This window comes from Cohnella sp. (genome assembly GCF_041640265.1).
GTDB lineage: Bacteria > Bacillota > Bacilli > Paenibacillales > Paenibacillaceae > Cohnella.
In genome coordinates, this window is the sequence record NZ_JBEQAP010000014.1 from 58,057 (window position 1) to 83,733 (window position 25,677).

Genomic DNA, 25,677 nt, shown 5'->3' on the forward strand with positions numbered 1-25,677 from the left:
AGCATGCTAGCACACCTCCCGGCATGCGGGTATCCGAGTGATAGTAATTCTACAGGACATAAGCAATAGGACGTGTGTGGTTACATGCCAAGCATGTTTGATTTATCAAATCTGAAATGATGTACATGTTGTGCATGTATCGGAGGTTTAACGAATACAAATGAATAGTTTATCGAAATATTAGCCCTGTTCATGGATATCCATGAGCGGGGCTTTGGCATTTGGGGAGAACTTAAAAGGAATGATATAATATGACCCAAACATAACATTATAACTGGGTGGTTTTACATGATAGGTGCGAGGGTAATAAAGACTTCCTTGGCTGTGGCAACGTCAGTTCTTATTGCTAAAAGTTTGGATTTGTATGTATATCAATTCGCAGGAATCATTGCGGTTTTATCTGTTCAACCTTCACTGTATCGTTCATTACGAAATGGAATCCAACAAACAGCTAGTGCTCTAACGGGAGCTGCGCTTGGGGCTATAGCCTTATTTACCATAGGCGAGTCTTTTTTGGCGATGGGTTTTGTTGCATTCATGTTGATGGTATTCCATGTTTACATCAAATGGACGAATTCGCTTTTAGTTTCCGTTGTCATAGCTATTAATACAATGGGGACTATAGGGCTTAATTTTTGGGAAGCGGCATACAGCCAAATGGCGTTGGTGTTAATAGGGACAGGCGTCGGAACCCTCATAAATTTAATACATAAGCCTGTTCATCAGGAAAGAGCTGAAATCATCCTGAATCAGGCGGAAGGAATGCTTCGGGTACTGCTACATTACATTGTTCTTGATTTGGAAAAAAATCAAATCACACCTTATCCATTCATGAAAGAACAAATTGATGAAATTAGACTGTACTTAAAAAAGGGAAAAGAAATTTCAGGTCTTATTATAGAAGATCGGAAGTTTAGTAAAACTCCAATTAAAAATACATCCAAAATTTTCCAATCTTTTGAAACGATGGCGGAACGAATTCATGACATGTCTAAAACTCTTACGAATATTGACTTAGTCGATGATGAACTCAAGTTTTCGAAAAAATCACTTAAAATTGTTATTTCAATGCAAGAAAAAATTATTCAAGGAAAAAGATTGAACCTTAAATTACTTACGCGTGTATTGGATCAAAAAAGAAATGAATTATGGAGAGGTTCGGATGAATCTGAGGGGTTTTATAATTTTTATGGATATATTAGAGCCTATCTCAAGGAACTGGAACATTTCCTAGTTGAAAATTCAGGACAAATAAAGAAGCAAATATCTTATTCTTCGATTGATCGGCCAGGACTTATAGCGGAAATTTCCAAACTATTGGTAAATTATGATTTGAATATTACGAATGTTTCAATAAGGGTTAACGGCGAATTTGCAACAACAACGATTGAGGTCTCTTGTAGATACGACTTTGAGGGTAATAAGATGATTAAAGAAATTCTAAATGTAGATGATGTACTTACAGTCAAATTTGATTAGCTATAATTTCAAATAATAGTATTGTTTAGTTTCGATTAGGTAATAAAAGAAATATATTACTTAAGCGAAGGAGTTATATAAATGCATGCCATGTGGAAGGGGACCATTCAGGTCGCGAAGTTTCAAGTTCCTATTAAATTGTACGCCGCTACAGAGGATAAAGAAATATCGCTTAAGCAAACCCATAAACCTTGCGGGGGCTCTATCGCTCATATGAAATTTTGCCATACCTGTAATGCAGAAGTAGAAATGGAAGAAATACAAAAGGTATATGATTTAGGCGGCGGGAATTTTGTGGAGGTCACTATGGATGAGCTAAAGAAAATTACGCCTCCAGCCTCGAAAAGCGTCGTGATCGAACAGTTCGTGGATGAAGCGGATATCAATCGTATTCGGTTGAAGAAGCACTATTATGTGGGAACCGATGAGGTGGGGGAAGAAGCCTTCCGGCTGTTTCATAAGTGTCTCCTTCAATCGAGAAAGATCGGAATAGGCTACATTACGCTTAGGTCGGTTCAAAATCTAGCTGCGGTGTGGCCGCTTGAGGAAGGGTTGGTCCTTTCCACTATGCTATATAACGAAGAGGTCCGATCTATGGAGCCTATCATTGCTCCAACTAACAAGTCAAAAGCGTATGTATCCGATGACCATCTATTTGTGTTTAACCAATTGATCCATGCCATGTCGACACCCTTCGTTGGCTCCAAATATATAAATAAGTACGACGAAGCTCTGAGGTGCCTGATTGAAAATAAGATCACTAATAAAATACCTAGAAATGTCGTTGCGGAAGAGCCGTTACTACAAAGGAATGCAAACTTAGAGGATTTGTTATCGTCGATTCATACAAGCTTGGACTACGTAAAGAACGAGTCCGACGTATTTACCCAGTCGGACTTTAACCAAACTCATTGATATTTAAACACAATACGAACTAGCTTATCGTTATCAGGGGTTCGAGTAAAATCCTCATGGGAATAACTGAAGCCAGAGAGTCCCTTTTGAGCGTTAAAAGCCTTCCTCATATCCGAGGTTACCGTTGTTCCCTTCATATAGCGGATGACCAGTTCCTGCTGGCGATTGTCTACGGCCGCGCCAATCTTGCTAGTTAAGTCTTGCAGGTTCGCTGCGGTATTCTCATCCGTTAGGTAGACGCAGCCCATTTCCGGATTAATCAGCGTTGTAACTTTAGGGGTTATTAGTATGACCCCTACAACGAGTAAGCCTATCATCCATTTTCTCATCGGATTTTTTATCCCCCCCAGTAATTATTTGATAATGCGGTGCATTCGCGGAAAGCGAAATGCTGGCAGCCTAGACATTTGTTACGCTCCAGCTGGAGCAGTGCACAATTAATGGCGTCACCCGTATGCTTGAAAAAGTGATTTGTTCCAATGAAGTGATATAAACCTGTCTTATTCAATACTTCTGCAGGTTGTGGTTGAATTCCCGAAATAAGCACGATACCGCCAAGCGACTTGAAATGCTTCACCAAGCTGGCTAGATTAGACTCGCCTGTCGTATCCATGAAAGGTACATTCCCCATGCGTAGCAGCAACACCTTAGGTCTTAGTCTGATCGCATCCATAATCGATTTCTCAAACGCATTCGCGACACCAAAGAAGAGGGGACCCTCAATCGTGTATATGCTTATTTGGGGGCAGTTATGACCTTCGGTTACCATGTGAGGCTTCATTTTCTCGTTCTTGGCAGCGGGATCGGGTAACACCTTGGATACCCTCAGTGCTTCACTCATTCGCTTTACGAATAGAATAACAGCCAGAATTAATCCGACTTCAACCGCCGTAGTTAAATCAATAAATACGGTTAGTAAAAAGGTAAGGACGAGTACAATGGAATCGCTCGTTCTAGTTCTCAAGACAAAGGCAAATTCCTTTCTTTCGCTCATATTCCACGCAACCATCATCAGGATAGGCGCCATACTGGCAAGCGGGATATCGGAAGCATAAGGAGCAAACAAAATAAGCACTAATAAAACAACAGCACCGTGTATGACTCCAGATAAAGGGGAGGCTGCTCCGCTCTTGATATTGGCTGCGGTTCGAGCAATGGCTCCGGTCGCTGGAATCCCTCCAAAGAGAGGAGTAACTATATTAGCAATACCTTGTCCAATCAGCTCGCGATTGCTGTTATGGCGAGTGCCGCTCATTCCATCGGCAACAACGGCCGATAACAAAGATTCTATGCCTCCCAGCATGGCAATAATAATAGCTGGGCCAATCAGCATTTCAATTCGGTCCCAGGTGATGTTCAGCATTTGAAAGTGAGGTAATGTACTTGGGATAGCTCCGAAGGAGGATCCGATGGTTGCTACATTTCCTTTGAAGAACAGGGCTGCGAGTATACTGGATACAATAAGCCCCATTAATGAACCCGGGATCTTCGGTAGAAGTCTTGGGGTAAGCAGGATAACCAATAAACATACCCCGGCGGTTATGACACTATATATATTAATGGATACTAGATTCACCGCAATTTCCATCATATTGGGCAGAAAATTTTCATGCTTCTCGATATCGCTCAGGCCTAAGAAGTAAGCGATTTGGCCGCTAAAGATAATGACGGCGATTCCAGAGGTAAAGCCAATGATTACAGGACGAGGAATAAACTTAATTAACGCGCCGAGCTTAAATGCTCCCATAAGAACTAACATAATTCCTGCGAGAAATCCGGCGATCAATAAATTTTCGTACCCGAATTGCATGACAATGGCGAAGAGAATCGGAATAAATGCACCGGTTGGACCGCCGATTTGAAATCTTGAGCCACCGAGCAAGGAAATTAAGATACCGGCAATAATGGTTGTATAAATTCCGTATTCGGGCTTGACACCGGCGGCAATAGCAAACGCCATTCCTAATGGAATGGCGATTATCCCTACAATTAGACCGGAAATAAGATCCTTACGAAATGCTGCTGCATGGTAGTCTTCAAATCTTCCCGTCCATTTCATCTATTTACCTTCTTTTGTTCATATATTTGATTATTTGAATATACATGAAATGTTACTCCCGTAAATTCATAAAGTCAATCACAATAAGCGGACTTATTTCCGCTAAAGAGAATTGAAAAAAATAAAAAAACAAGGGTATCCTTAGTATTGCTTACGGATACCCTTGTTTTTGCGTTTATGGCTCATTTCGGATGACCTCGAGCAATGAAATCGCATCCACGAGGTGATTGTCAAAAATCTGCTTGGTGACGGCTAATAAATCTTTAATCAATGGATCCTTTAGTGAATAGATCACCGAGGTTCCTTCTTTTATGCTATTTACTACATTTTTTGTACGCAATACGGATAATTGCTGAGATACAGCCGAACCTTCGGAGCCCAAAATATGTTGGAGCTCATTTACGTTTTTTCCCCCATCGCTAAGAATTTCGAGAATTCGAATTCTCATGGGATGAGCAAGAGCCTTGAAAAAGTCGGCCTTAAATTGTTGAATGTTCTGATTCATATATATATACTCCCTAATTGTTAAACTTTTGAATGTATGAATATAATAGCATATTTCTTATCGGAATAACCCCTCGACAGTTTCTGGCAAAAAACGAGTGGAGACCCCCTTAAAATACGAATTGATAACGAATATATAGAGAGTAGAGATAAGTACATACTTAAAGGAGGCAATTACAAAATGAGAACAAGCTGGATGATCATCGTATCCTGCGTAATGGCCGTAAGTCTGATGACGGGCTCGGCATTCGCGAAGTCGGAAAATGGTAAAGGTGCAGATAAGAAAGAGGTCTCAACCGGTAATAGCAAGTCGGGGGAGGGGAAAATACACGTTGAGCTGGAAGTGGAAGACGATACAGATGCTAGTGTAACATCCGCAACATACGGAAAGGGTCATAAAGGATACAAGGGACTTCTTAACGCGATCAATAATGTGAAGGACAAGCCTGCAGGGGCAGTCATTGCAGAGCTTTTGCTGACCAAATACGATACACAGCTTACAGCAGAAATGAAAGCTGAACTTGAGGCTATCGTGGAGAAGGATGCGGCTTTGTCGGCTGTTGCCGATATGTTGGCTGAGAGCGGAAGTGTAACCGACGCAGTATATGTACAGAAGGAAGCTGTGCTAGCTAACGTCAAAAATCTTGAATCTTACAAAAAGCTAGGCAAGCTGTACGAGAAAACGGGGAAAAAGGGTATCAAACTATATGTAAACGGTGAAGAGCCTGATTTTGAGACAGCTCCGTTCGTTCGCAGCGGTAAAACTTTAGTGCCTTTCCGGGCAATATCAGAGGCTTTAAATGCGGATGTGAGCTGGAACAAAGAAGAGCGTTCCGTTTCCGTTACCCGCGATGGCATTACCGTTAAACTCTTTATTGACAGTAAGACCGCTTACGTCGACGGTAAACCAATAACTCTTGATGTTCCTGCAGCTATCGTTAAAGGCAGCACGGTTGTTCCTGTTCGTTTTGTGAGCGAAGCCTTAAAGGCTGCCGTGAAATGGGAGCCCGAATCCGAATCCGTGGTCATCTACGAGGAATAATCAAGCGCTTGATCATCTAACTTAATGAGCAAAGCAAACCCAGAACCGGAATGGTTCTGGGTTTGTGTGTTATAATCTTTAAAAAAGATGGGGTTCCCAAATGGAGTGATGATTGTGGATAGGCTGGATTTGTTCGATGGAAATGACCCCTTTGCCACACAAGAAAGTATCCTTCAGCTCTTCGAAGAAGTCGATAAGGACTTAAAGGGTCAACCTTTGATTGATGTTTATGTCGTAGGATATTCTGCAATTGTCCTAGCAAGGAAAAATAATCGGGGTTCAAATGACGTTGACATTATCCCCTCTAGGTTCTCAAGAGTTTTCTCAGATCACGGACTTGAAGTGTTCGATGAACATTATTTCTACCTTCCAACAGATTATAAGTCCAGAGCTAGAGAAGTCGATAAGAAATATGAGAGCCTTAGGGTTAAGTATGTAGATGCACACGATATTTGGTTTACCAAACTCGGGGCTTTCCGTAATAAGGATAAAGTTGACATGATCCAGATGATCAAAGAAAGCGTGGTTGACGCGAATGTCTTAATAGACATCATGATTCCAAAAACAGTCCTTCCTGAAGAAGTATATGAGGCAGCTTTCAAGCAATACGTGCTTGGATTGGTCGAGAAATGGTTGGGATCCGGCATCGATGTATCTCAGACTAGCACTGTCTTAAAGAAGATAGAGGATGTCTCCACAGAAAACTACCGCGCCAGCTATTTGAAATATCTATTGCCATTAGTGGATACCAGCTTTTTGGAGGTGTCATCCCGTTAAATATAACAAAGTCGATGTATAAGGTTTTGTATAGCATGCGAATTAATGATCTTGCTTACAATGACTTTATGATGGACCGATTCTGCGATATCCTGCTTAAAGATACTGACAAGAGAGGGATGTTTGCCATGCCTCTGCCTGAAGATTATAAAGACCTGCAAAAGCTGGTGTGGTCATTTGTCCAAACGTTTAGGAAGAAGGTAGCTTCTGAGCATTCGGAGTACGACGGGGTGATATAAAATCCAATTCGAGCTATCTCTTAAGCAGACTCTCTGTTTGAGGGATAGCTCTTTTGTATAAAATAAATATTTACAGGAAAATTGTAAACTAACCGGGAAGAGGAGTTGGATGAAGAACATGGAAAAAACGAGAACTTATATAATGGTCAAGCCAGACGGTGTAGAGCGGGGGCTGATCGGTGACATTATCTCGCGGTTTGAGAAAAGAGGAATGAGGCTGGTAGACGCCAAGCTATTGAATGTAAGCCTGGAATTGGCGAAGCAGCATTACATCGAGCACCAGGCTAAACCTTTCTTCGGGGAGCTAATTGATTACATAACCTCCGGCCCCGTGTTCGCGATGATCTGGGAGGCTGAGGATGCGGTGACCGTTGCCCGGAGTATGATGGGTCCCACCAAGCCGGCCAACGCGGCTCCCGGTACAATAAGAGGAGACTTCGCGTTGTCGGTGGAAGCTAATGTTATCCATGGCTCTGATTCTCCCGAGAGCGCGGAACGGGAAATAGGTTTGTTTTTTGGAACTGCCCAGTAATTGGATTGGGCATGCAGCTATTCTGCAGTATGATACCGCTAACCCGTTACAGATTCGCTTTGATACTTATCATAGTCGGCAGTTCTGCAAGTCAGCTTAAGCAGGGTACCCTCATATTCATGGCTCATGGACTGTACATGAGCGCGTTCGTTAAAGTAGGACACCCAACCTCCCTTATCGAAAGGGATAAGGAGCTCGCATTCCACGTAATCGTTGAAAATACGCTGGCTTATCAGTCCAGTGAGTTCATCGATTCCGCTATTGTTCCTTGCGGAAAGGTATACGTTGTTTCCGTCGATCCGAGGATACTTATACTCCGTCAAATCCAGCTTATTATAGGCGTATAAGGTTGGAATATGATCAGCTCCCAACGCTTTTAAGGTCTCGGTCGTTACCTCGATCAGCCTCTCATATTCCGGGTTGGAGAAGTCGACCACATGAACGAGCAGATCCGCCTCGGTTACCTCCTCCAGCGTGGAGCGGAACGCCTTGATCAAATGGTGGGGGAGCTGGCTGACAAACCCTACCGTGTCGGTTAAGAGAAATGTCTTGCGGTCAGGCAGCTCAATGCTGCGGACGGAGGTTTCAAGCGTTGCGAATAACATGTCTTGGGCAAGCACTTGCTTGCCCAGGACCGGATTATACTTGTCGATCATCACGTTCATCAGGCTAGATTTACCGGTATTCGTGTAGCCGACCAGACAAACGACGGGAACTTCATTTTTCTGGCGCTGCTTGCGCTGAACCTGCCGCCTTGCAACCATTTTGTCCAAGTCGGCTTGCAGCGCCGAGATTCTGTCCTCAATTCTTCTCCGGTCAAGCTCTAGCTTGGTTTCGCCGGAGCCTCTGTTCTTCAGGCCGGAGCCGCCGCCACCGCCTTGCCGTCCTAAAGACTCGCGAAGACCCACCAGGCGAGGAAGCATGTATTGCAGCCTAGCAATCTCAACCTGCAGTTGGGCTTCCTTTGTCTGTGCACGTGTCGCGAAAATATCCAGAATCAGAATCGTACGGTCAATGACCCTGCGATCGATCGATCCTTCGATGTTGCGAATCTGAGAAGGGGTGAGCTCTTCGTTGAAGATCACAACTGAAGCGTTAGTTTGCTCTAAAAGTTTCTTTAATTCCTGCATCTTACCGCTGCCAATATATAGCGATGAGTTTATCCGGTTGGCCTTCTGCTCTAATTGCCCAATCACCTCGATCTGACAGGCGGCAGCCAAATTTCTCAGCTCCTCCATCGAGCTTGGGAAGTCGGTTTGGTTCTGTAGCTGCACCCCGACGATAATCGCTTTCTCGCGTAATTGTTCCATCTATTCATCATCCTCCAATTTGTTGAAGCGAACAAAAAACACACAGGCGATCTGCCTGTGTGTTGAGATAAACGTTAGAGGACATCGGAAAAAGAACGCAAGAAGACGAAGTTCGCCGCTTGCTGGATCAGACCTATGAATAGAGAAATGAAACGGATGCCATCCATCCTTAACTGCAAAAAGAAGAGGTTCTTTCCTTTTGCAGTTAAGAGCAAGCCGTTCATTATCCAACATATTGGGTTCATAGGACAGACTAATCCTGAGTCCTCTGCACACAGGCAGAGCCTTTCGCGCTATTCAATTAGCCGCGCAAAGATCTAACTCGGATGTAGTCTATCACACGTAACCCTCCGTTCATTTAAGGTAACTCGATAGTAGCACAGGGATACACGGATTGCAATTTAGGAATTTACTTTTTATTTCCTGATTTGTTGCCTTTCCTGTCCGATGTTCGAGTTGTTGTGTTCTGATTAGCATGCCCTTGCTGCTTAGACAAAATGATTCGCCTCCTTATTTAGTTATGGGATATTTTTCGTGCATCACGCCTAAGTTATTCGTCTTTCTAACAGTAAAAATTACCCATACATTTTTAATGATAATGGTATAATTATAGAAATACTCGAGTATATAAGCCCGCTCTAAACATAGGAGGCTTGTTTTCCGCATGAAAGCTGAACAGGGTTTAATCAAATACTCAGTCAAAAACAAATTGGTCTTGGCATTCGCTATCATTTTGCTGTTGCCAAGTGCAGCAATTGGGTGGATTTCTTACACTACCGCAAAGGATAAAGTGGATGACCAAATGAAGCGGGCAGCTTCCGAAGATGTAAATTTGCTTAATGAAACGATTACTCAAATAATAAATGCCAAAATAAGTGAAGTTAATATCCTGTCGGAAGAAATATCTCTTGGATCGACAGGCTCGAACCAGGGAATCGATGATCCCAAAGTTAAAGAGAAGCTGGATAGGTTTTTAAGGTATCATCCCGAGCTGGAAGGGATCATTGTCGGAACGGAAGAAGGGAGATATCAATTCTCTCCAAGCAGCGTGATGCTGCCCTCTGATTACGATCCAAGGGAAAGACCCTGGTACAAACAAGCGATGGAGAACAAAGGGAAGGTTATCATTACGGATCCGTACATCATGCAAGGGACCCATAAAGTCGTTTTGTCCATAGCAAAGGTTGCGAGCGACGGTCATGGCGTCATCGCACCTACTCTTGATTTGAAAACACTGGATACCATCGTAAAGGGAGTAAAAGTAAGCAATCAAGGATATATTTTTCTAGCTGATGCAAAAAGAAAATTTTTATCTCATCCTACGCAGCCAACGGGTGGTGAGCTGAAAGCATCGTTTACAGACACCATATACAATTCCGATTCAGGCGAGATTGATTACATAAACCCGATTGATGGAAAATCCAAGAAAATGGTGTTTACCACGAATCGATTGACCGGATGGAAAATAATGGGTACCTGGTACAAAGAGGAAGTGGTGCAGGAAGCCGCCCCCATTTTCAACGCGACTATACTTGTAACTTCCATTGCTTTACTTGCAGGGGCAGCGTTTGTATTCTTTATTATTCGTTCCCTTCCATCCCCGCAGCTCGAGCGGAAATATCAAATCCTCTATGAACTCTCTCCTTTGGCGATTCTGTTATTGGATCAAAAAGCCAGAATACATGATGCCAATCCAGCTGCGCTTCAGCTGTTCGAGATGTCCGCAGGCGAAATTAAACTGCAGGGTTTCCCTTCTTTAATGGCACCGAACGATCGGAATACTTTCATTAGGCAGCTTGAGAGCGGTTTGTTGAATGAAAAATCAGGGAACAGCGAATTCAGGATAGTGATAAATGACCAAGAACAAAGGTTGGTCAGTGCGGAAAGCGAGTTTATCACCATTGCCGGAGAGCAATTCCAATATGTCATTCTTCGGGATATCACGGAGCAAAAACGGACGCTGCAAATGCTCGAAGAGAGCGTAGACCGGTACACTTCCTTGGAGAGCTACAACCCGGATTCCGTTGTTTCCTTGAGCCTGGATGGAATGGTCATGTCCGTGAATCCGGCAACCGAGCGTATATTCGGCTATCCGGCGGCTCAACTTATCGGGAAGCATTTTACCGAATCGATGAATAAGGAGGATGCTGAGAATTCCTTGTCCTTGTTCCATCGGATTGTCTTTGAAAAACTGTTGTCGAGCTCGGAGCTGCGGGTCCGGCATCGGACGGGAGATCCATTGGATCTGCTGGTTACGCCGGCTCCGATCTACATCATGGGCAATATGGTAGGCTGCTACATTATTTCCAAGGATATAACGGAGCAGAAACGAAAGGACGAGCTTCTGATGAAGTCGGAGAAGCTCTCTATCGCCGGTCAGTTGGCAGCCGGAATCGCCCATGAAATCCGCAATCCGCTGACGGCAATTAAAGGTTTTGTACAAATGATGGGAAGCTCCGAGGCTTATAACCCTAAATACTTGCAAATCATACGGGAAGAGATGGAGCGCATCGAGCTGATTATCAGAGAACTGCTCATGCTGGCGAAGCCGCAGGCTATCCAGATGAAACAAGAGGATTTGAGGGCGCTGATCGAGGATGTCATCCTTCTGATTGAAGCTCAGGCGATCCTGCAAAATATTGAGATTCGGTTGAACCCGGCGGACCAGAACTGTTTCATTCAATGCGATGCCAATCAAATCAAGCAGGTGTTCATCAATTTCTTTAAGAATGCAATCGAAGCGATGCCGCGAGGCGGAGTCATTCAAGTGAATTTAGAAATCAGCAGCGACCATGAAGCCGTTGTCCAGATCAAGGATCAAGGCTGCGGCATCTCCGAGAAGCAGCTGCGCCTAATCGGTGAGCCGTTTTATTCCACCAAGGAAGCAGGCACAGGTCTAGGAATGCTAGTTAGCTATAAGATTATCGAGAACCATGGCGGCTGCATCCGTATTTTCAGCCAGATGGACCTTGGAACTACCATCGTCGTGACTCTTCCGGCTATTAAGGGCACTAACTATTAATGAGGTTAGTGCCTTTTTATTATTGCTTTCTGAGTCCAGCTTCGTATCTTGATAATGATTCATGAGCATTCGAAAGAAGCCTTGATTCCCCCTTATATTTCGAAAACTGAAGGATCTATTTCATTGAGGCTGGTTTTGCATGTACTGTGATCACGCATAATCCGAGCCTTAATAACGATATCCCTTCAACTCAGGGACCGACTTGTTCGATTTATTCTTCAGCTGAGCGAAGGGGATATCGTCATAAAGGGGTAAGAAAAAAGAGGATCGCGCACGTTGAAGGAAGCGAAATACTTGAGTGACAAGAAGGGAAGTGGAAGCCATGAGCGATAATCGATTTGAAACCCGGTGCCTTAGTTCTTTGGCCAAAGTGTTCGCCGAACAGGAACTGAACGACCCGCCAATGATCAAGGGATCATCCATGCGGAACGAAGCCTACTCGTTTCAGGTGGCTTATCGTGCGAATCAACAGTTGAAAGGAATACTGGTTCGGATCGACTCCGATTTATCGGATGCGATTTCCATTCGGACCGTCGAACTTGTTCCTTCCGAATTGCCGATTTACGCCGACCACGACCACTCGATTATTAGTGCCGAGCCGGGGTTGTTTCCCGACCCCTTGCATCCTATTGATGACAAGAAAGGAATTACGGCTATGCCGGGACAATGGGGGGCCATCTGGCTGACGGCGGATATCCACGAGCAAGTGCAGGCGGGTATTTATCGGGTACGAATCCGGTTTGAAACGTCTGCGGGAGAGCGCTTGGCCGAGCAATATTTTGATCTGGAGATCATCCCTGCGTCTTTACCGAAACAGCGGTTGATCCATACGGAATGGTTTTATGCGGACTGCCTTGCTGTTCATTATGGGCATGAGGTGTTCAGTGAGGAGCATTGGGACATGATCGACCGATACGTTCTGACCGCGGCGAGGCATGGGATGAATATGCTGCTCACTCCGCTTTTTACGCCGCCTCTCGACACTGAAGTGGGAGGGGAACGGCCGACGGTTCAGTTGGTGGATGTGGTGAAGGCCGGGGAAACGTATCAGTTCGGATTTGACCGGTTGACCCGATGGGTAGAAATGTGCGACCGAAGAGGAGTCGAATATTTCGAAATGTCCCATCTCTTTACCCAGTGGGGGGCAAAGCATGCACCTAAAATAATCGCAGAAGTAAATGGGGAATGTCAGCGAATATTCGGCTGGGAAACGGATGCGGCGGGAGAAGTTTACCGAAACTTTCTATCGCAATTTCTTCCGGCGCTAACAGATTACCTGCGTTTGCATGGACTAGAACAACGCTGCTATTTTCACGTATCGGATGAACCGAACCTTGATTGTCTAGAATCCTATCGGCAAGCCAGTGGGATGATTAACGAGTACATGCCTCATTTTCCGATTATAGACGCTTTGTCAGACTATGATTTCTATGAAAAAGGACTTGTAAAGCATCCGATTCCTGCAAACAATCATTTGACGGCGTTTGTGGATAATGACGTGCCGAATTTATGGACGTATTACTGCTGTGCGCAATACAAGAAAGTATCTAATCGCTTTTTTTGTTTCCCATCAGTGCGCAATCGCATCATCGGTATGCAGCTCTATAAATTCGATATCGCCGGATTTCTGCATTGGGGCTACAACTTTTGGTTTACGCAGCTTTCGCGAAAGCAGATCGATCCGTACCTTGTAACGGATGCCGGCGGAGCTTTTCCTTCAGGAGACGCATTCCTTGTATACCCAGGCGACGAAAGTCCGATCGAGTCGATCCGTCTGGAGGTTTTCTTCGAGGCGCTGCAGGACTTAAGGGCGCTGCAGCTGCTCGAAAGGTTGATAGGAAAGGAAAAAACGCTTGAGCTGTTGGAAGAGGGGCTGCCGCATCCGCTAACATTCACCGAGTATCCGGACGAGTCAGAGTGGTTATTGTCCAAGCGGGAACAGATCAACCGGACGATTTCCGAATACGTCCAATCATAAGCCGTTACTCCGATCAACTCAACCCACCCAATCCCGCCGCAAGGTAAAGAGGTCCTTCAACGCGTCCGTAGACAGCTCGGTAATCCAGCCTTCGGAGGTGGAGATGACATTCTCGCTGAGCTGCTGTTTGTTCTCTAGCATTTCATCGATCCGCTCCTCGAGCGTGCCGAGAGAGATGAACTTGTGAACCTGAACATCCCGGGTTTGACCCATACGGTAGGCACGGTCCGTCGCTTGGTTCTCGACGGCCGGGTTCCACCAGCGGTCGAAGTGAAATACATGATTCGCTGCTGTAAGGTTCAGTCCGACACCCCCAGCCTTAAGCGATAGAATAAAGACGTTAGGCTGATCTTCAGAAGCTGGCTCCTCTGCAGATTGAAACTGTTCAATCATACGGTCGCGCGCGGTTTTCGATGTGCTTCCGTTCAAATATAGAACAGGCTCCTGAAGTTCTTGCTGAAGCACGAGCCTCAGCATTTGTCCCATTCCGAGATACTGAGTGAAAATCAGGCATCGTTCGCCCTCTTCACGGAGCTCTTTGACCATGGCCAGCAGACGCTCAAGCTTAGAAGAACGGCTGATTAGCATTTCCGTATTGGACTGACCGTTCCCCGCTGCGTCTGCTGTATTTTCCGACAACGGTTCCTTCGTCATGAGCATCGGATGGTCGCATAGCTGCTTAAGCTGCGTAAGGGCGGCAAGTATAGCGCCTTTACGTTCAATGCCTTCCAGCTTCTGCATTTTCTCTAACAGGCTGTTAACGGTTTGCTCATATAGCGCACCTTGCTCGGTAGTTAAATGTACATAGGTCTTCATCTCGTTCTTCTCCGGAAGGTCGAGTTGTATGGCAGGATCCTTCTTCTTGCGGCGAAGCATGAATGGCTTGATCAGCTTCTGCAAATCCGCGGTGCGCTGTGTATCGCGTTCTTTCTCAATCGCATTGGCAAATTGATTATTGAATGTGCGCGAGCTGCCGAGATAACCTGGATTGATAAAATCGTAGATAGACCACAGCTCCGACAACCGATTCTCGATCGGAGTACCGGTAAGGGCGATGCGGTGCCGTGCGGAAAGGCTTCGAACAGCAGCGGATTGCTTGGTTTGGGCATTCTTTATATTTTGCGCTTCGTCTAGGCAGATGGCGGTCCAGGTAAGCCCTTGAAGAGTTTCCTGGTCGAGTGAACAGGTAGCATAAGAAGTTAGCACGACATCGGCATGCTTGGCGTCCGAGATGAAGCTCTCCTCGTTAAGTCGTTTGCTCCCATAGTGCAGCATGACCTTCAGCGAAGGTGCAAATCGGGTGAGCTCCTTCTGCCAATTGCCGAGAACGGAGGTTGGACAAATGATCAGGGAAGGGATTCGGGAATCCGACTCTGCTATGGTATTTTCTTTAATGTGCAACAGGTATGCGATTAGCTGAACGGTTTTGCCCAGTCCCATGTCGTCCGCCAGACACGCTCCAAGCCCGAAGCGACGAAGGAAAGTCAACCACTCGTACCCCTCTTGCTGATAGGTCCGAAGCTCCGCTTGAAGACTACGCGGCACAGCTAGCTTCGGATGCTCTGCCTGTTGATTAAGCTGGCTGATGAGCTTGATGAGATGCTCACTAAGTTCAACTTCCAGCTTGATTCGTTCGAAATCGTCGGCTTCTAGTTCGGACATGCTGTCTTCCGCTGAGTCACCTAAAGCTGCATCATTATCTCCCAAAAGGTGCAGCTGCAATACGTCTTGGAAGGATAGTCCTCTCCCTTTGTCTACGCTTGCCATAGCTTTGCGAATCTGGGCAAGCAGGGCAGGGTCTAGCTGGATCCACTCGCCGCGGAAGCGCACTAGCCTTACGTTGCGAGCAACGAGGTCGGCGAACTCGGCTTCCGATAGGTCAATTTCACCAATGGCAATCCGCCAATTGAAATCGATGAGCGAGTCGAGCCCGAACAGCGAGCCGCCGGTACGGCTTCCTTCACCGGAGTTAACCTTGGCGCGAAGCCGAGGCTTCCTCCGGCTGGCGGTTTCCCACCAAGCCGGCAATAAAACCTGCCATCCAGCTTCTAGGAGCCGAGGGCTATCCACCGCCAAGAAACGCCAAGCGGCTTCATCGTCTAGCTGATTGGCAAGGATATCGTCGCCTCGAGCGATGAACCTCTCCGCGGGCAGACTAACGCGCAAACGCTCTAGCCAGCTCGCCGAACGCTGGCGTATATGGGGTGTCCAGGCGCTTGGCCAAGAACCGAATAGCTCGCCATCCTCGTCGATCCGCACATGAGTTAGCACGGCTGCATCTCTCTTATCCTGGAGAACAAGCTGAAGACGCCAATTCAATTCATTGTCATTTGGCTCCAGCAATTGCAAAGCCGGTCGGAAGGGGGCGTTGTCAGCTTTCCAGCCAATCGTAACCAGCCACTCTTTCTCGTCTATTCCCGTATCAACGGTACCTTTTCTAAATAACAAAGGAAATTCTCTTCTTAGGTCAGCTGCTGCCGCTTCCGAGTCGTAGCGGGTATTAAAAACGGCTGCAGAATAGGCGGCTCGTAATCCTTCCATAAAATCTGCATCGGCTGCGGCTTTTTCCAATGTCTTTCGCTCAAGCGGATCCATCGCTTCTTCGTCCCAAGTCCATTGAAGCTTGCCTGACTGAAATGCGGAATAGTTGGGGATATATTTCTTACCCCTCAAGCAGTTAGCCAAGAGAGGGGCAAGGCGAATTAATTGCTCTGCTCGATCGCCCCACTCCCATTCGATATGCTGGAGAAGCTCGAATTCGGCGAAGAAAGGAATGACCTGCTCGGCGGGAAGCAGGATAAGCTCGATCCCCTCTACGGTATGGACAGCGAGCTCAGTCCCGAAGAAGGAAGCTTCATGCCAGGCAAATAAACGCTGCTTAATGAATAGTCCGGATGTAAATCCACGCTCGCCAATAGATCCAACGATAATCGCATTCCCATACTCGTCCAAGCTGATTTGTAAGCTTATGATTTCGGTATAATTACTCATAGCAGCAACTTTCCTTTCCTAAGCTCTTCTTGCAACGCGCGCAGACGGCTGTTACGAATGGCGAATGCTTGGATATAAAGCTCCCATCGCGGCTCCTGCTTCGTTTTTTTATATAGCTTAGCCAGACGCTTTAAAAGCTTGACCGCGGCCTTGTAGCTGTCCCGATTTTTGTTCAGAACGTATCTCTCGACGGCTTGATGATAGAAGGGGAGCAAAACTTCCGGCGCATTCTTCTCTAGGGGCGCAAGTTCGGTAACGCGGAAATCCAGAGCGTCGCTTCCTTTGCTTAGATGATAATCCATCCAGCGCTTCCAGGCACTCCTGGCAAGCAGCTTCTCTTCGTAGAGGGGACGCGAATGCGGAAGCATAGACACAAGCGTGTCCCACATCTGCGACTCCGCTTCCGGCAGATGTTGAATCGCTGACTCCCAATAGTCTGAATAGACAGGAAGTCTCGTGTTACGGAAGGAGCTAAAGAAAGGGGCCAGTTTAATTAACCATAAAGTTAGTCGTTCCCATTGCTCCGCTTTCAAGAGGTGAGACAGGAAATAGAGAGAAAACTCCGCTGAATGATCAATTTTCTCCTGTATGATGTCAAGCCGGTCCCACGCCTCTTGGTCATTAGCTTGAAACAAATACATCCCGATCTGGGCGATCGTGAATGAGAAGCTAGTGTGGGAGATGTTAAGCTTGCCCGCAGCGGCTTCTAATTGTTGAAGCTCTTCCATGTAGGGGAGCGTGTTTGGGGTAGCAGGACAAACCCAATAGATCCATACATTCATATAGTGGGAGAGGAAATAGTGGTAATCATCAGTCTGGATCAGCATTTCTTTGCGCAAATAATCTAGGGTCTGCCGAATGAGGTGCTCGTTGGAAGGGTCGGATGTTAGATGCTGGGCTTCCGTTATTTTCTGCTCGATGATATCCTGCAGGTCCGACGCAACATGGTGGATCTGATAGGCCAGATAGGAATTGTGATGTCCCGACGGACTATAGGCTTGTTTAGTTAGCTTGTTGAGGACGAATAGATGGCTATGCAGCACAAAAAAATTCTCAAGGCTCGACGGGAGCACTAGTTTAGCTAAATGAATGGATTCCAACGCATCCGCAACATATTGAGCGTTCCTGGTATTCTGGGCTAAACGCGCGGTACAGAGCTCAAAGAAATCATGCCACTGCGGAATGCTTAGATTGGGGATCAATCTAGCCTGTTCCTCCAGAGCGGCCTCCTGTTCTTTTCTTATCGTAAGAGCGTTCTTCTTAATGGAAGGTGCGGTATAGACGGAAGGCTTTACGGTTAGCTTTGGTTCGGCATTCGTCTTAGCATTCACTAGCAGAAATACCGACCGGCCCTGCAGGTCTGCGAACTCTAGAAGCGACGCAACGATATGCTTGCAAGGTCGGCCGACTGGGCATGAGCAGCGGCTTTCCGAGAAGATCTCCAAATTAATTCTTACCCGGTATTGTGCCGTTCCTTGTACGCTGGATTCAATAGAAAAGGAATTGGGCATGTTCATGTATTGAACACACCCTTGCTTATAATATTGGAAACCCCGCTTGAGGGTAAGATCGTCGAAATGAGCAGTAACATTTTCGACGAGCCGATTCCACTGGGCATCATCAAGTGTGTAGGTTTGTTTCATATTCCACAAGGCTCCTATTAGAGATTCTTCACCATTTACATCCTTTAAGTATATCATTATTACGAATTGGATTATTAACCGAATAAACCATGAATAGTAAGAAATACTATGGTGCCCCGTCAGGGGTTATTGTCGTTACGGAGTGAGTTTTTCGTTTACGGACCTTAATAATTTGCACATCGGCAAGGATACTGTAAAATATAGAAAGGATTGCTGAGAGCTGTAGCTTTTCTTGAAAGGAAGTTTCTCCATGAATAATTCCCGAACTCGCTCTGTTTTAATGGGGATAGGCATTTTTTTGTTAGCAAAGTTCAAGTGGGCATTTGCTTTGTTGAAATGGACGAAGTTTGGCGGGACATTCATTACGATGGCAGCTAGCATGGGTGCATATGCTATCTTCTACGGATGGAAGTTCGCGGCAGCGCTCGTCTATTTGATTTTCGTCCATGAAATGGGACATATTATTGCCGCCAAGCGCAAAGGAATTGCAACGTCACCAGCCTTTTTTATTCCCTTCGTAGGCGCTTTAATCTCCTTGAAGGAGAGACCCCGAGATGCTGCAACCGAGGCATATTTGGCCTATGGCGGTCCACTTGCTGGGCTTATCTCCTTCTTGCCTGCTGTATTACTCTATCAATATACGGAAGAGCCCTTCTGGGCACTGGTTATTTTTCTTGGAGCAATGATTAACCTATTTAATCTACTCCCTGTATCGCCGCTGGACGGTGGAAGAATCATCTCTGTGTTATCGACGAAGATTTGGCTAGTAGGCTTATTGGTTCTTGGCGTATTAGTCTTTCTTTCCCCTAGCCCCATTCTCTTCCTCGTCTTTCTTGTCGGGTTGTTTACCTGGTGGAATCGTGCGAGGGAAGGCTATAGCAGCTTGATCTTCTTGTATGAGAAGCAGAAATTAAACGAATTCCTGGCTAACATTCAGCAATGGCCGACCCTAACCAGTACCTGGGAGCTTAAACAATCTCTTCTGGCAAGAGCGAATATGAAGCAGCCTAAGGATTCAGGGCGCAAATGGCATGTTCCTTTCCTGCATGATAAGGAACGTCTAACGCGAGACCAAGAGAAAATTGACCATGTTCATGTGACTCAGACTTTAGCTCTGCTTCAAGCTTGGGAACATCAACCGGTGGAATATGCGGAATCGGATCCTTCGCGTCCCATTCCTTCCGAGCTCTTGCTCAGTGCCCAGCGGCAAGCAAAAGCGAGGATTGATCAGTTGGATGTAGAGCTGCAACGTTACCGTACTTATTATCAAGCTTCTACCTCCGTGAAGTGGAAGGTGTTAGCTGCCTATCTCCTTCTAGCTGCTGTCTTGTCCGTGTTCATGCTCTATGGCCATCGTCTAATGGAGCTGCACCAGATAGGCTAACGGTAGCACGTTCATTACAAAAATCAAGCCCGGTTTCCCCTAAAAAAAGGGAATCGGGCTTATCTGCGTCAACTACAACAAATTTCATATGGTATAGTTAATAAAGCTTAATACAACATAAATCGCATTATAAGGTATAACATATAGGGGAATTCCTCAAAATTCCGGATAAAATAGTAGAGAAATCATATAAAAACATTAAAAAGATATAATCACTATTTACAAAGTAATGGATTGGTTATAAAATGAAAACGTAATCATTCAGGCGGTGCAGCTGATGGGATGAGATTTGGATATACCAACTCACGGGAATGCGCTTGATAAAGCCGGAGGGGGGAGTAAGCGCAGTTGCGACACTGCAGTTTTGAAAGGGAATATACATTTTGAAAGCCTAGGGGAGGACAAATCGAAATGCATTTTTTCAAAGTGCGCAAAGTCATGGTCACCATCATGGCAATAATGCTTGTCTCAATGGTTATCGGCTGCTCAAGCTCCAACAACGACTCATCGCCAAGCGCGTCTTCGACGCCGAGTGCAAGTCCGTCGGCTTCAGAAACGACGCCTGCTTCTCCTTCCGCTTCTGCGGATACAGCACCTGATCTCCAAGGTGCCGCTGTGAAAATCGGGTTGTGGTGGGACGGCGCCGATCCTCGGCTAAAAGAAGTAAAAGACCGCACTCCTGCAGATGACGAAGTGATCGCGTTGATCGAAGCTGCAGAAAAGAAATACAATTGCAAAATCGAATACGTCAAGTTCGGCGATTACGGCAAATACGTGGAAAACTTCACGACTACTTCACTCGCCGGGGAGCCGTTCGCGGATGTGGTTGTACTCGAGCTGTTCTGGGCGTTCCCTCAGCTAGTTAACAAAGGTTTTGTTGCACCGATCGACGATTATCTGGATGTCAACGATTCGAAATATATCCCTTGGATGAAAAACGGCGGAGCGTTCCAAGGCAAGCAATACGGATTCATTGATTCCCCTCCGTCACCGTATGGAATTTTCTACAACAAAACACTCGTTCAAGAGCTTGGACTGGAAGATCCTTATGAGCTTCAGAAAAATGGCCAATGGACATGGGATAAATTCCGCGAGCTTTCCAAGAAAGCGACGAAAGACAAGGACGGAGACGGCAAAGTCGACGTATTCGGTTTTATCGGAGACTTGAAGACGAGTCTGCAGCAGTTCGTTTACGGCAACAAAGGCTCCTTCGACCATGACGCCAATGGCGATATGAAATTCGCTATGGACAGCGAGAACGCTATTCAAGGACTTCAACTCATGTCGGACATGTATAATGTCGACAAGTCGATCATTCAACCGGCGCCGCAGGATGGCAACGATAAGGCGTTCATCGCAGGCAAAGGTGTTATGTACGGAGGCTTCAGCTGGGAGCTTGGCGGTTTCACGGATAATATGAAGGGTGTCGAAATCGGATACGTATTCTTCCCGAAAGCGCCGAATGCGGATGATTACAACTCCTTTACGCCGTTCGGCAACATGTTCATGGTATCCAAATACTCCAAGCATCCGGAAGTAGCTATGAAGATTATGGACGAAATCAGCTTGCACGGCAAAAACAAAGAATTGTCCATGGAAGCATGGAAAAATTCTTGGTCGCCGGATGCGTACGACACACGCGTTCAAATGTATGACAAAATCGGATACAGCGGCAGCTTCATAGCGGTCCCGGACGGTGATAAATTGGTTGACGGTGTTGTGAAGGATATCACTGAAGGCAAAGTCGCTCCTGCGACTGCTGTTGAAAAGGTGAAAAATCAATTTGATGCCAATATCCAGAAATTGCTCAGTGAAACGAAGTAATCTTAAAAATTCATTCTGATGGGGTACCCCTAATTCGATGCTGGCCATTACCTGCCATGGCGATTTAGGGGTACATCTTGTGAGGGAGACTATGCGGCGACCAAGCTACAAATTTGTATCATTACTTGCCATTTTTTTATTTGCAGTTATCTATTTTATAGTATACCTGCTCGGAGGAAGCGCCAGCCGTGTTGTTTCCGCAGAGGATCGCCCGCTTGACACTTCAGGACTAAAGGGAATCGTTTCTTACAAAAAGGGCGGCTACGATGAATATCTGGCCAAATATCAGAACGCCGATAAGCCGAGTGCGGAAATCCGCTTAGAAGGAGAAAGCTTCAGCCAGACATCAGGGATGACGGCAACTGTCTTGGATAATTTTGAAGGCGTGCAGGGGAGAATGGCCCAGACTGGCGATGTTGGATCGGTCACGTGGGAATTTCAAGTTGAACAAGCCGGCCTATATAACGTGGGCATGAAGTATTTTACGGTAAAAGGTAAAGATTCAGATATTGAAAGGGAACTGATGATCGACGGAGTATCACCGTTCAGAGAAGCCAAAAGCTTGATCTTCAACCGGATATGGAAAGACGAGAAGAGCCAGTTTGATCGTGATGACCGCGACAACGATTTAACGCCTAAACAAGTGGAAGTTCCAATGTGGCAGGAAACGTTATTCAAAGATGCATCGGGATACTACGAAGAGTCGTATTATTTTTACTTTTCCAAAGGAAAGCACGAGCTGACGTTAACCTCCATCAAAGAGCCGCTTGTCATCGATTATTTGAAGCTGACAAATCCGGAGAATACGCCGACTTATGACGAGCTGGCGAACCTATATAAGCAAAAAGGCTATAAGCAGGCTAAAGAAGGATTCATAAATGTACAAGGAGAAGTGCCGGCATACAAATCGACCCCTGCGTTGATGCCTTACAACGACCGTTCTAGTCCGGCTATCGAGCCTTATCATGCATCGAAGCTTCGAAACAATGCTGCGGGAGGCTGGGCTTGGCGTATGCCCGGACAGTGGATCGAATGGGAATTTGAAGTGCCGGAGGACGGGTTGTATCAAATTGCGGTCAAAAACCGCCAAAATTATTTGACCGGCATGTCCTCTCTTCGGACGTTGTACATCGATGGTGAAATCCCGTTCAAGGAAGCGAAGCGGATCGGATTCGCATACGACAGCCCATGGCAAATGAAGGTGCTGGGCAGAGACTCAGACCAACCGTATCTCTTTTATTTTGCTAAGGGAGAGCATTCCATCCGCCTTGAAGTGACGCTTGGCGAATTGGCACCGCTCGTTCGATCGGCAGAGTCGAGCATTCTGGAACTGAATGCTATGTACCGGAAGGTCATCAGCTTTACTGGAGTTGTGCCGGATGCGTTCCGGGATTATGCCCTAGAGAAGCGGATTCCTGAGATGACCGATACATTCCGTCAGCAAAGCGAACGGTTATATATGATTGCCCAGATTATTCAAGGTCCAGATGGAGGCAGCAACGACCGTTCGGCTTTGCTGAATTCGCTTGCCTATCAGTTGAAGGACATGGCGGACAGGCCGGATACGGTTCCTGGCCGGATTGATGCATTTAAGAACAACGTGGGTGCTCTCGGGTCTTGGATCTTGATGATGAATGAGCAGCCGTTGACCATCGACTATTTGATCGTTTCAGCGCCCGGCGCAGTACTTCCAGACCCGAATGCTACGAATTGGCGGAAGTTCCAATCGGGAACGGCATCGTTCGCGGCGTCATTCTATGAGAACTATGACGATTTCAGCAGTGCGGACGAAGCTGGAAAATCTGTGACGGTATGGGTAACCACGGGACGCGACCAAGCGCAAATTTTGAAGCGGCTGGTCGATGACTCGTTTACTCGGCAAACCGGAATCAAAGTGAACTTGAAGCTCGTATCGGCGGACGTCTTGCTGCCGTCGACCGTTTCAGGGGAAGGTCCCGACATCGCACTGCAAGTTGGCAACGAAGTGCCTGTTAACTTTGCGACGCGCAATGCGCTCCAAGATTTGTCCAGTTTTCCCGATTTCGACGAGGTGAAGACGCGGTTCAACGAAAGCGCCATGGTGCCCTTCGAATATAACGGCAAATCTTATGCATTGCCTGAACAGCAGACATTCCCGGTACTCTTCTACCGGAAAGACATTATCGAAGATGAATTGAAGCTAAAGGTACCGCAAACGTGGGAGGACATGTACGCGCTTATTCCGGAGCTGCAGAAGCACAACCTGCAGTTCGGCTTGCCGCAGAAGGGGCTTAACGCTCAGGGGAATGAGACGGTAACTACGGATATCATCACGCTGCCCCCAAGCCCAACCTTTGCGATGCTATTGTATCAACACGACGGACAGTTCTTTAAGAACCATGACATGGCCAGCGGCTTGGACGAGGAGACGGCAATCCAGCAATTCAAGAAATGGACGGATCTCTACGTCAACTACAAGTTGCCTATCCAGATCGACTTCGCCAACCGGTTCCGAACTGGAGAAATGCCGATCGGCATTGTCGATTATACGATGTACAACAAACTCGCTGTATTCGCTCCCGAAATTAAAGGGTTATGGGAGTTCGTACCCGTTCCCGGCACCAAGATGACGGACGGCATGATTCGGCGGGATGTCGGCAGCGGCGGGACCGCATCGGTGATGTTCAAGCATGCCCAAAACAAGGACGCCTCTTGGGAATTTCTGAAATGGTGGACTAGCAAAGATACGCAGCTCGCATTCGGTCGTGACATGGAAGTCCGATTAGGGACTTCAGCGCGTTACCCGACCGCAAACATTGAAGCGTTGACGCTGCTGCCGTGGCCGACGAGGGATTTGAATAAGCTGAAGGATCAAATGCAGTGGGTGAAAGGAATACCGGAAGTGCCGGGCGGCTATTTGACCGGGCGCCATATCGACAATGCATTCCGCAAAGTCGTTGTCCAGGGCGAGGATCCGCGTGAGACGATGGAGTATTATGTGCGATATATGAACGAAGAGATTACCGCTAAGAGGAAAGAATTCAATCTACCCTATGAGAAGTGAGGGGTTGACCCATCTATCCGATCATTCGTAAAAAACTGGGATATATGACGACAGAGATTAGAAAAAACAAGCATGCTTATGTATTGATGGCTCCTTATTTCTTGATATTCGCTGTATTTACCGTAATCCCAGTGTTGATGTCCGTTGTTCTTAGCTTTACCTATTTCAATATGCTTGAGCCTCCGCGTTGGGTAGGCTGGGACAATTATGCCAGGCTGTTCGTACAGGACGATGTGTTCCTTATCGCGCTGAAAAATACATTTTTGTTTGCTTTCATAACGGGTCCAATCAGTTATGTCGCTTGCTTCCTGTTCGCGTGGCTCATCAACGAGCTTCCGCCAAAACTACGCGCGTTATTGACGTTGATTTTATATGCGCCGTCCATCGCGGGCAATACGTATCTCATTTGGTCGACGTTATTCTCAAGTGATTCGTACGGCTACATGAATTCGTTCTTGATGGAATGGGGATTCATTCTTGAACCCATCCAATGGCTGCAGGATCCGCGTTACATGCTCGGTATCCTTATGGTGGTGCAGCTGTGGTTAAGCCTTGGCACAGCCTTCTTGGCGTTCATTGCCGGTTTGCAAAACGTCGATCGAACCCTATATGAAGCTGGGGCACTCGACGGCATCCGCAACCGCTGGCAGGAATTGTGGTTTATTACCCTTCCTGCGATGCGTCCTCAACTGATGTTCGGCGCCGTAATCCAGATTACGTCGGCATTTGCCATTGCGGAGATTTCCATCTACATGATTGGTTTCCCGAGCGTAGATTACGCGGCGCATACGATTGTAACCCACTTGGTCGACCATGGAACGATCCGTTTCCAAATGGGCTACGCATCATCGATTGCCACGATCCTGTTTGCGATCATGCTGGGAACGAATATGATCACGCAGAGACTGCTTAAAAAAGTAGGTGAGTAGAACGAC

Annotated in this window: 18 protein-coding genes; 12 read left to right on the plus strand and 6 right to left on the minus strand. The window is 46.4% G+C overall.

The window, feature by feature from the left end; translation table 11 throughout:
• Positions 1-288: 288 nt before the first annotated feature.
• Both ACESLK_RS12580 and ku read left to right on the plus strand, forming a co-directional pair.
• Positions 289-1,479 (plus strand): aromatic acid exporter family protein, encoded by a 1,191-nt coding sequence (locus tag ACESLK_RS12580; RefSeq protein WP_373229808.1) that lies wholly within the window; start codon positions 289-291, stop codon positions 1,477-1,479.
• 81 nt (positions 1,480-1,560) lie between these two features.
• Positions 1,561-2,394, plus strand: coding sequence for a non-homologous end joining protein Ku (gene ku, locus ACESLK_RS12585; RefSeq protein WP_373229809.1), 834 nt, complete (start codon positions 1,561-1,563; stop codon positions 2,392-2,394).
• On the opposite strand, the gene ACESLK_RS12590 is transcribed toward ku, so the two are convergent.
• The 3 genes from ACESLK_RS12590 to ACESLK_RS12600 all read right to left on the minus strand — a co-directional run bounded on the left by ACESLK_RS12590 (position 2,388) and on the right by ACESLK_RS12600 (position 4,958).
• A complete protein-coding gene (locus ACESLK_RS12590; protein WP_373229810.1) occupies positions 2,388-2,723 on the minus strand; it encodes a hypothetical protein in 336 nt (111 codons plus the stop codon). The two genes, ku and ACESLK_RS12590, sit on opposite strands and share 7 nt — an antisense overlap.
• Before the next feature lie 8 nt (positions 2,724-2,731).
• The gene (locus ACESLK_RS12595; RefSeq protein WP_373229811.1) at positions 2,732-4,453 is read right to left on the minus strand and encodes a SulP family inorganic anion transporter; all 1,722 of its coding nucleotides are present in this window, start codon (positions 4,451-4,453) and stop codon (positions 2,732-2,734) included.
• Positions 4,454-4,628: 175 nt separating this feature from the next.
• On the minus strand, positions 4,629-4,958 hold the full coding sequence (locus tag ACESLK_RS12600) for an ArsR/SmtB family transcription factor (protein ID WP_373229812.1): 330 nt from the start codon (positions 4,956-4,958) through the stop codon (positions 4,629-4,631).
• Between the two features lie 180 nt (positions 4,959-5,138).
• Between ACESLK_RS12600 and ACESLK_RS12605 the strand changes: the two genes are divergently transcribed.
• The 4 genes from ACESLK_RS12605 to ndk all read left to right on the plus strand — a co-directional run bounded on the left by ACESLK_RS12605 (position 5,139) and on the right by ndk (position 7,547).
• Entirely contained in the window at positions 5,139-5,999 is an 861-nt protein-coding gene (locus tag ACESLK_RS12605) for a copper amine oxidase N-terminal domain-containing protein (protein WP_373229813.1), read from the plus strand.
• 114 nt (positions 6,000-6,113) lie between these two features.
• Positions 6,114-6,776, plus strand: a complete 663-nt coding sequence (locus tag ACESLK_RS12610) for a DUF6036 family nucleotidyltransferase (protein ID WP_373229815.1) — start codon at positions 6,114-6,116, stop codon at positions 6,774-6,776.
• A 35-nt stretch (positions 6,777-6,811) separates the two neighbouring features.
• Positions 6,812-7,015, plus strand: coding sequence for a hypothetical protein (locus ACESLK_RS12615; RefSeq protein ID WP_373229816.1), 204 nt, complete (start codon positions 6,812-6,814; stop codon positions 7,013-7,015).
• A gap of 118 nt (positions 7,016-7,133) precedes the next feature.
• Positions 7,134-7,547, plus strand: a complete 414-nt coding sequence (gene ndk / locus ACESLK_RS12620; RefSeq protein ID WP_373229850.1) for a nucleoside-diphosphate kinase — start codon at positions 7,134-7,136, stop codon at positions 7,545-7,547.
• 38 nt (positions 7,548-7,585) lie between these two features.
• Here the strand turns inward: ndk and hflX are convergent, their stop codons facing one another.
• Entirely contained in the window at positions 7,586-8,857 is a 1,272-nt protein-coding gene (gene hflX, locus ACESLK_RS12625) for a GTPase HflX (protein WP_373229817.1), read from the minus strand.
• A 664-nt stretch (positions 8,858-9,521) separates the two neighbouring features.
• Here hflX and ACESLK_RS12630 point away from each other — a divergent pair.
• Together ACESLK_RS12630 and ACESLK_RS12635 are read left to right on the plus strand one after the other, a co-directional pair.
• Positions 9,522-11,879, plus strand: a complete 2,358-nt coding sequence (locus tag ACESLK_RS12630; RefSeq protein WP_373229818.1) for a PAS domain S-box protein — start codon at positions 9,522-9,524, stop codon at positions 11,877-11,879.
• A 322-nt stretch (positions 11,880-12,201) separates the two neighbouring features.
• Entirely contained in the window at positions 12,202-13,857 is a 1,656-nt protein-coding gene (locus ACESLK_RS12635) for a DUF4091 domain-containing protein (RefSeq protein ID WP_373229819.1), read from the plus strand.
• A gap of 18 nt (positions 13,858-13,875) precedes the next feature.
• Here ACESLK_RS12635 and ACESLK_RS12640 read toward each other — a convergent pair whose 3' ends face one another.
• Complete coding sequence (locus tag ACESLK_RS12640) at positions 13,876-16,848, minus strand: DEAD/DEAH box helicase (protein WP_373229820.1); 2,973 nt, start codon at positions 16,846-16,848, stop codon at positions 13,876-13,878.
• Positions 16,845-18,491 carry an SWIM zinc finger family protein gene (locus ACESLK_RS12645; protein ID WP_373229821.1) on the minus strand — a complete coding sequence of 549 codons (1,647 nt, stop codon included), beginning with the start codon at positions 18,489-18,491 and terminating at the stop codon, positions 16,845-16,847. The genes ACESLK_RS12640 and ACESLK_RS12645 overlap by 4 nt, the downstream gene beginning before the upstream one ends.
• A 250-nt stretch (positions 18,492-18,741) precedes the next feature.
• On the opposite strand from ACESLK_RS12645, the gene ACESLK_RS12650 reads away from it, so the two are divergent.
• The 4 genes from ACESLK_RS12650 (at position 18,742) to ACESLK_RS12665 (ending at position 25,671) form a co-directional block, all read left to right on the plus strand.
• Positions 18,742-19,875 (plus strand): site-2 protease family protein, encoded by a 1,134-nt coding sequence (locus tag ACESLK_RS12650; protein WP_373229823.1) that lies wholly within the window; start codon positions 18,742-18,744, stop codon positions 19,873-19,875.
• 411 nt (positions 19,876-20,286) lie between these two features.
• On the plus strand, positions 20,287-21,699 hold the full coding sequence (locus tag ACESLK_RS12655; protein WP_373229824.1) for an ABC transporter substrate-binding protein: 1,413 nt from the start codon (positions 20,287-20,289) through the stop codon (positions 21,697-21,699).
• A gap of 79 nt (positions 21,700-21,778) precedes the next feature.
• Positions 21,779-24,742, plus strand: coding sequence for an extracellular solute-binding protein (locus tag ACESLK_RS12660; RefSeq protein ID WP_373229825.1), 2,964 nt, complete (start codon positions 21,779-21,781; stop codon positions 24,740-24,742).
• A 44-nt stretch (positions 24,743-24,786) separates the two neighbouring features.
• Positions 24,787-25,671, plus strand: coding sequence for a carbohydrate ABC transporter permease (locus ACESLK_RS12665; protein ID WP_373229826.1), 885 nt, complete (start codon positions 24,787-24,789; stop codon positions 25,669-25,671).
• The last annotated feature ends 6 nt before the right edge of the window (positions 25,672-25,677 follow it).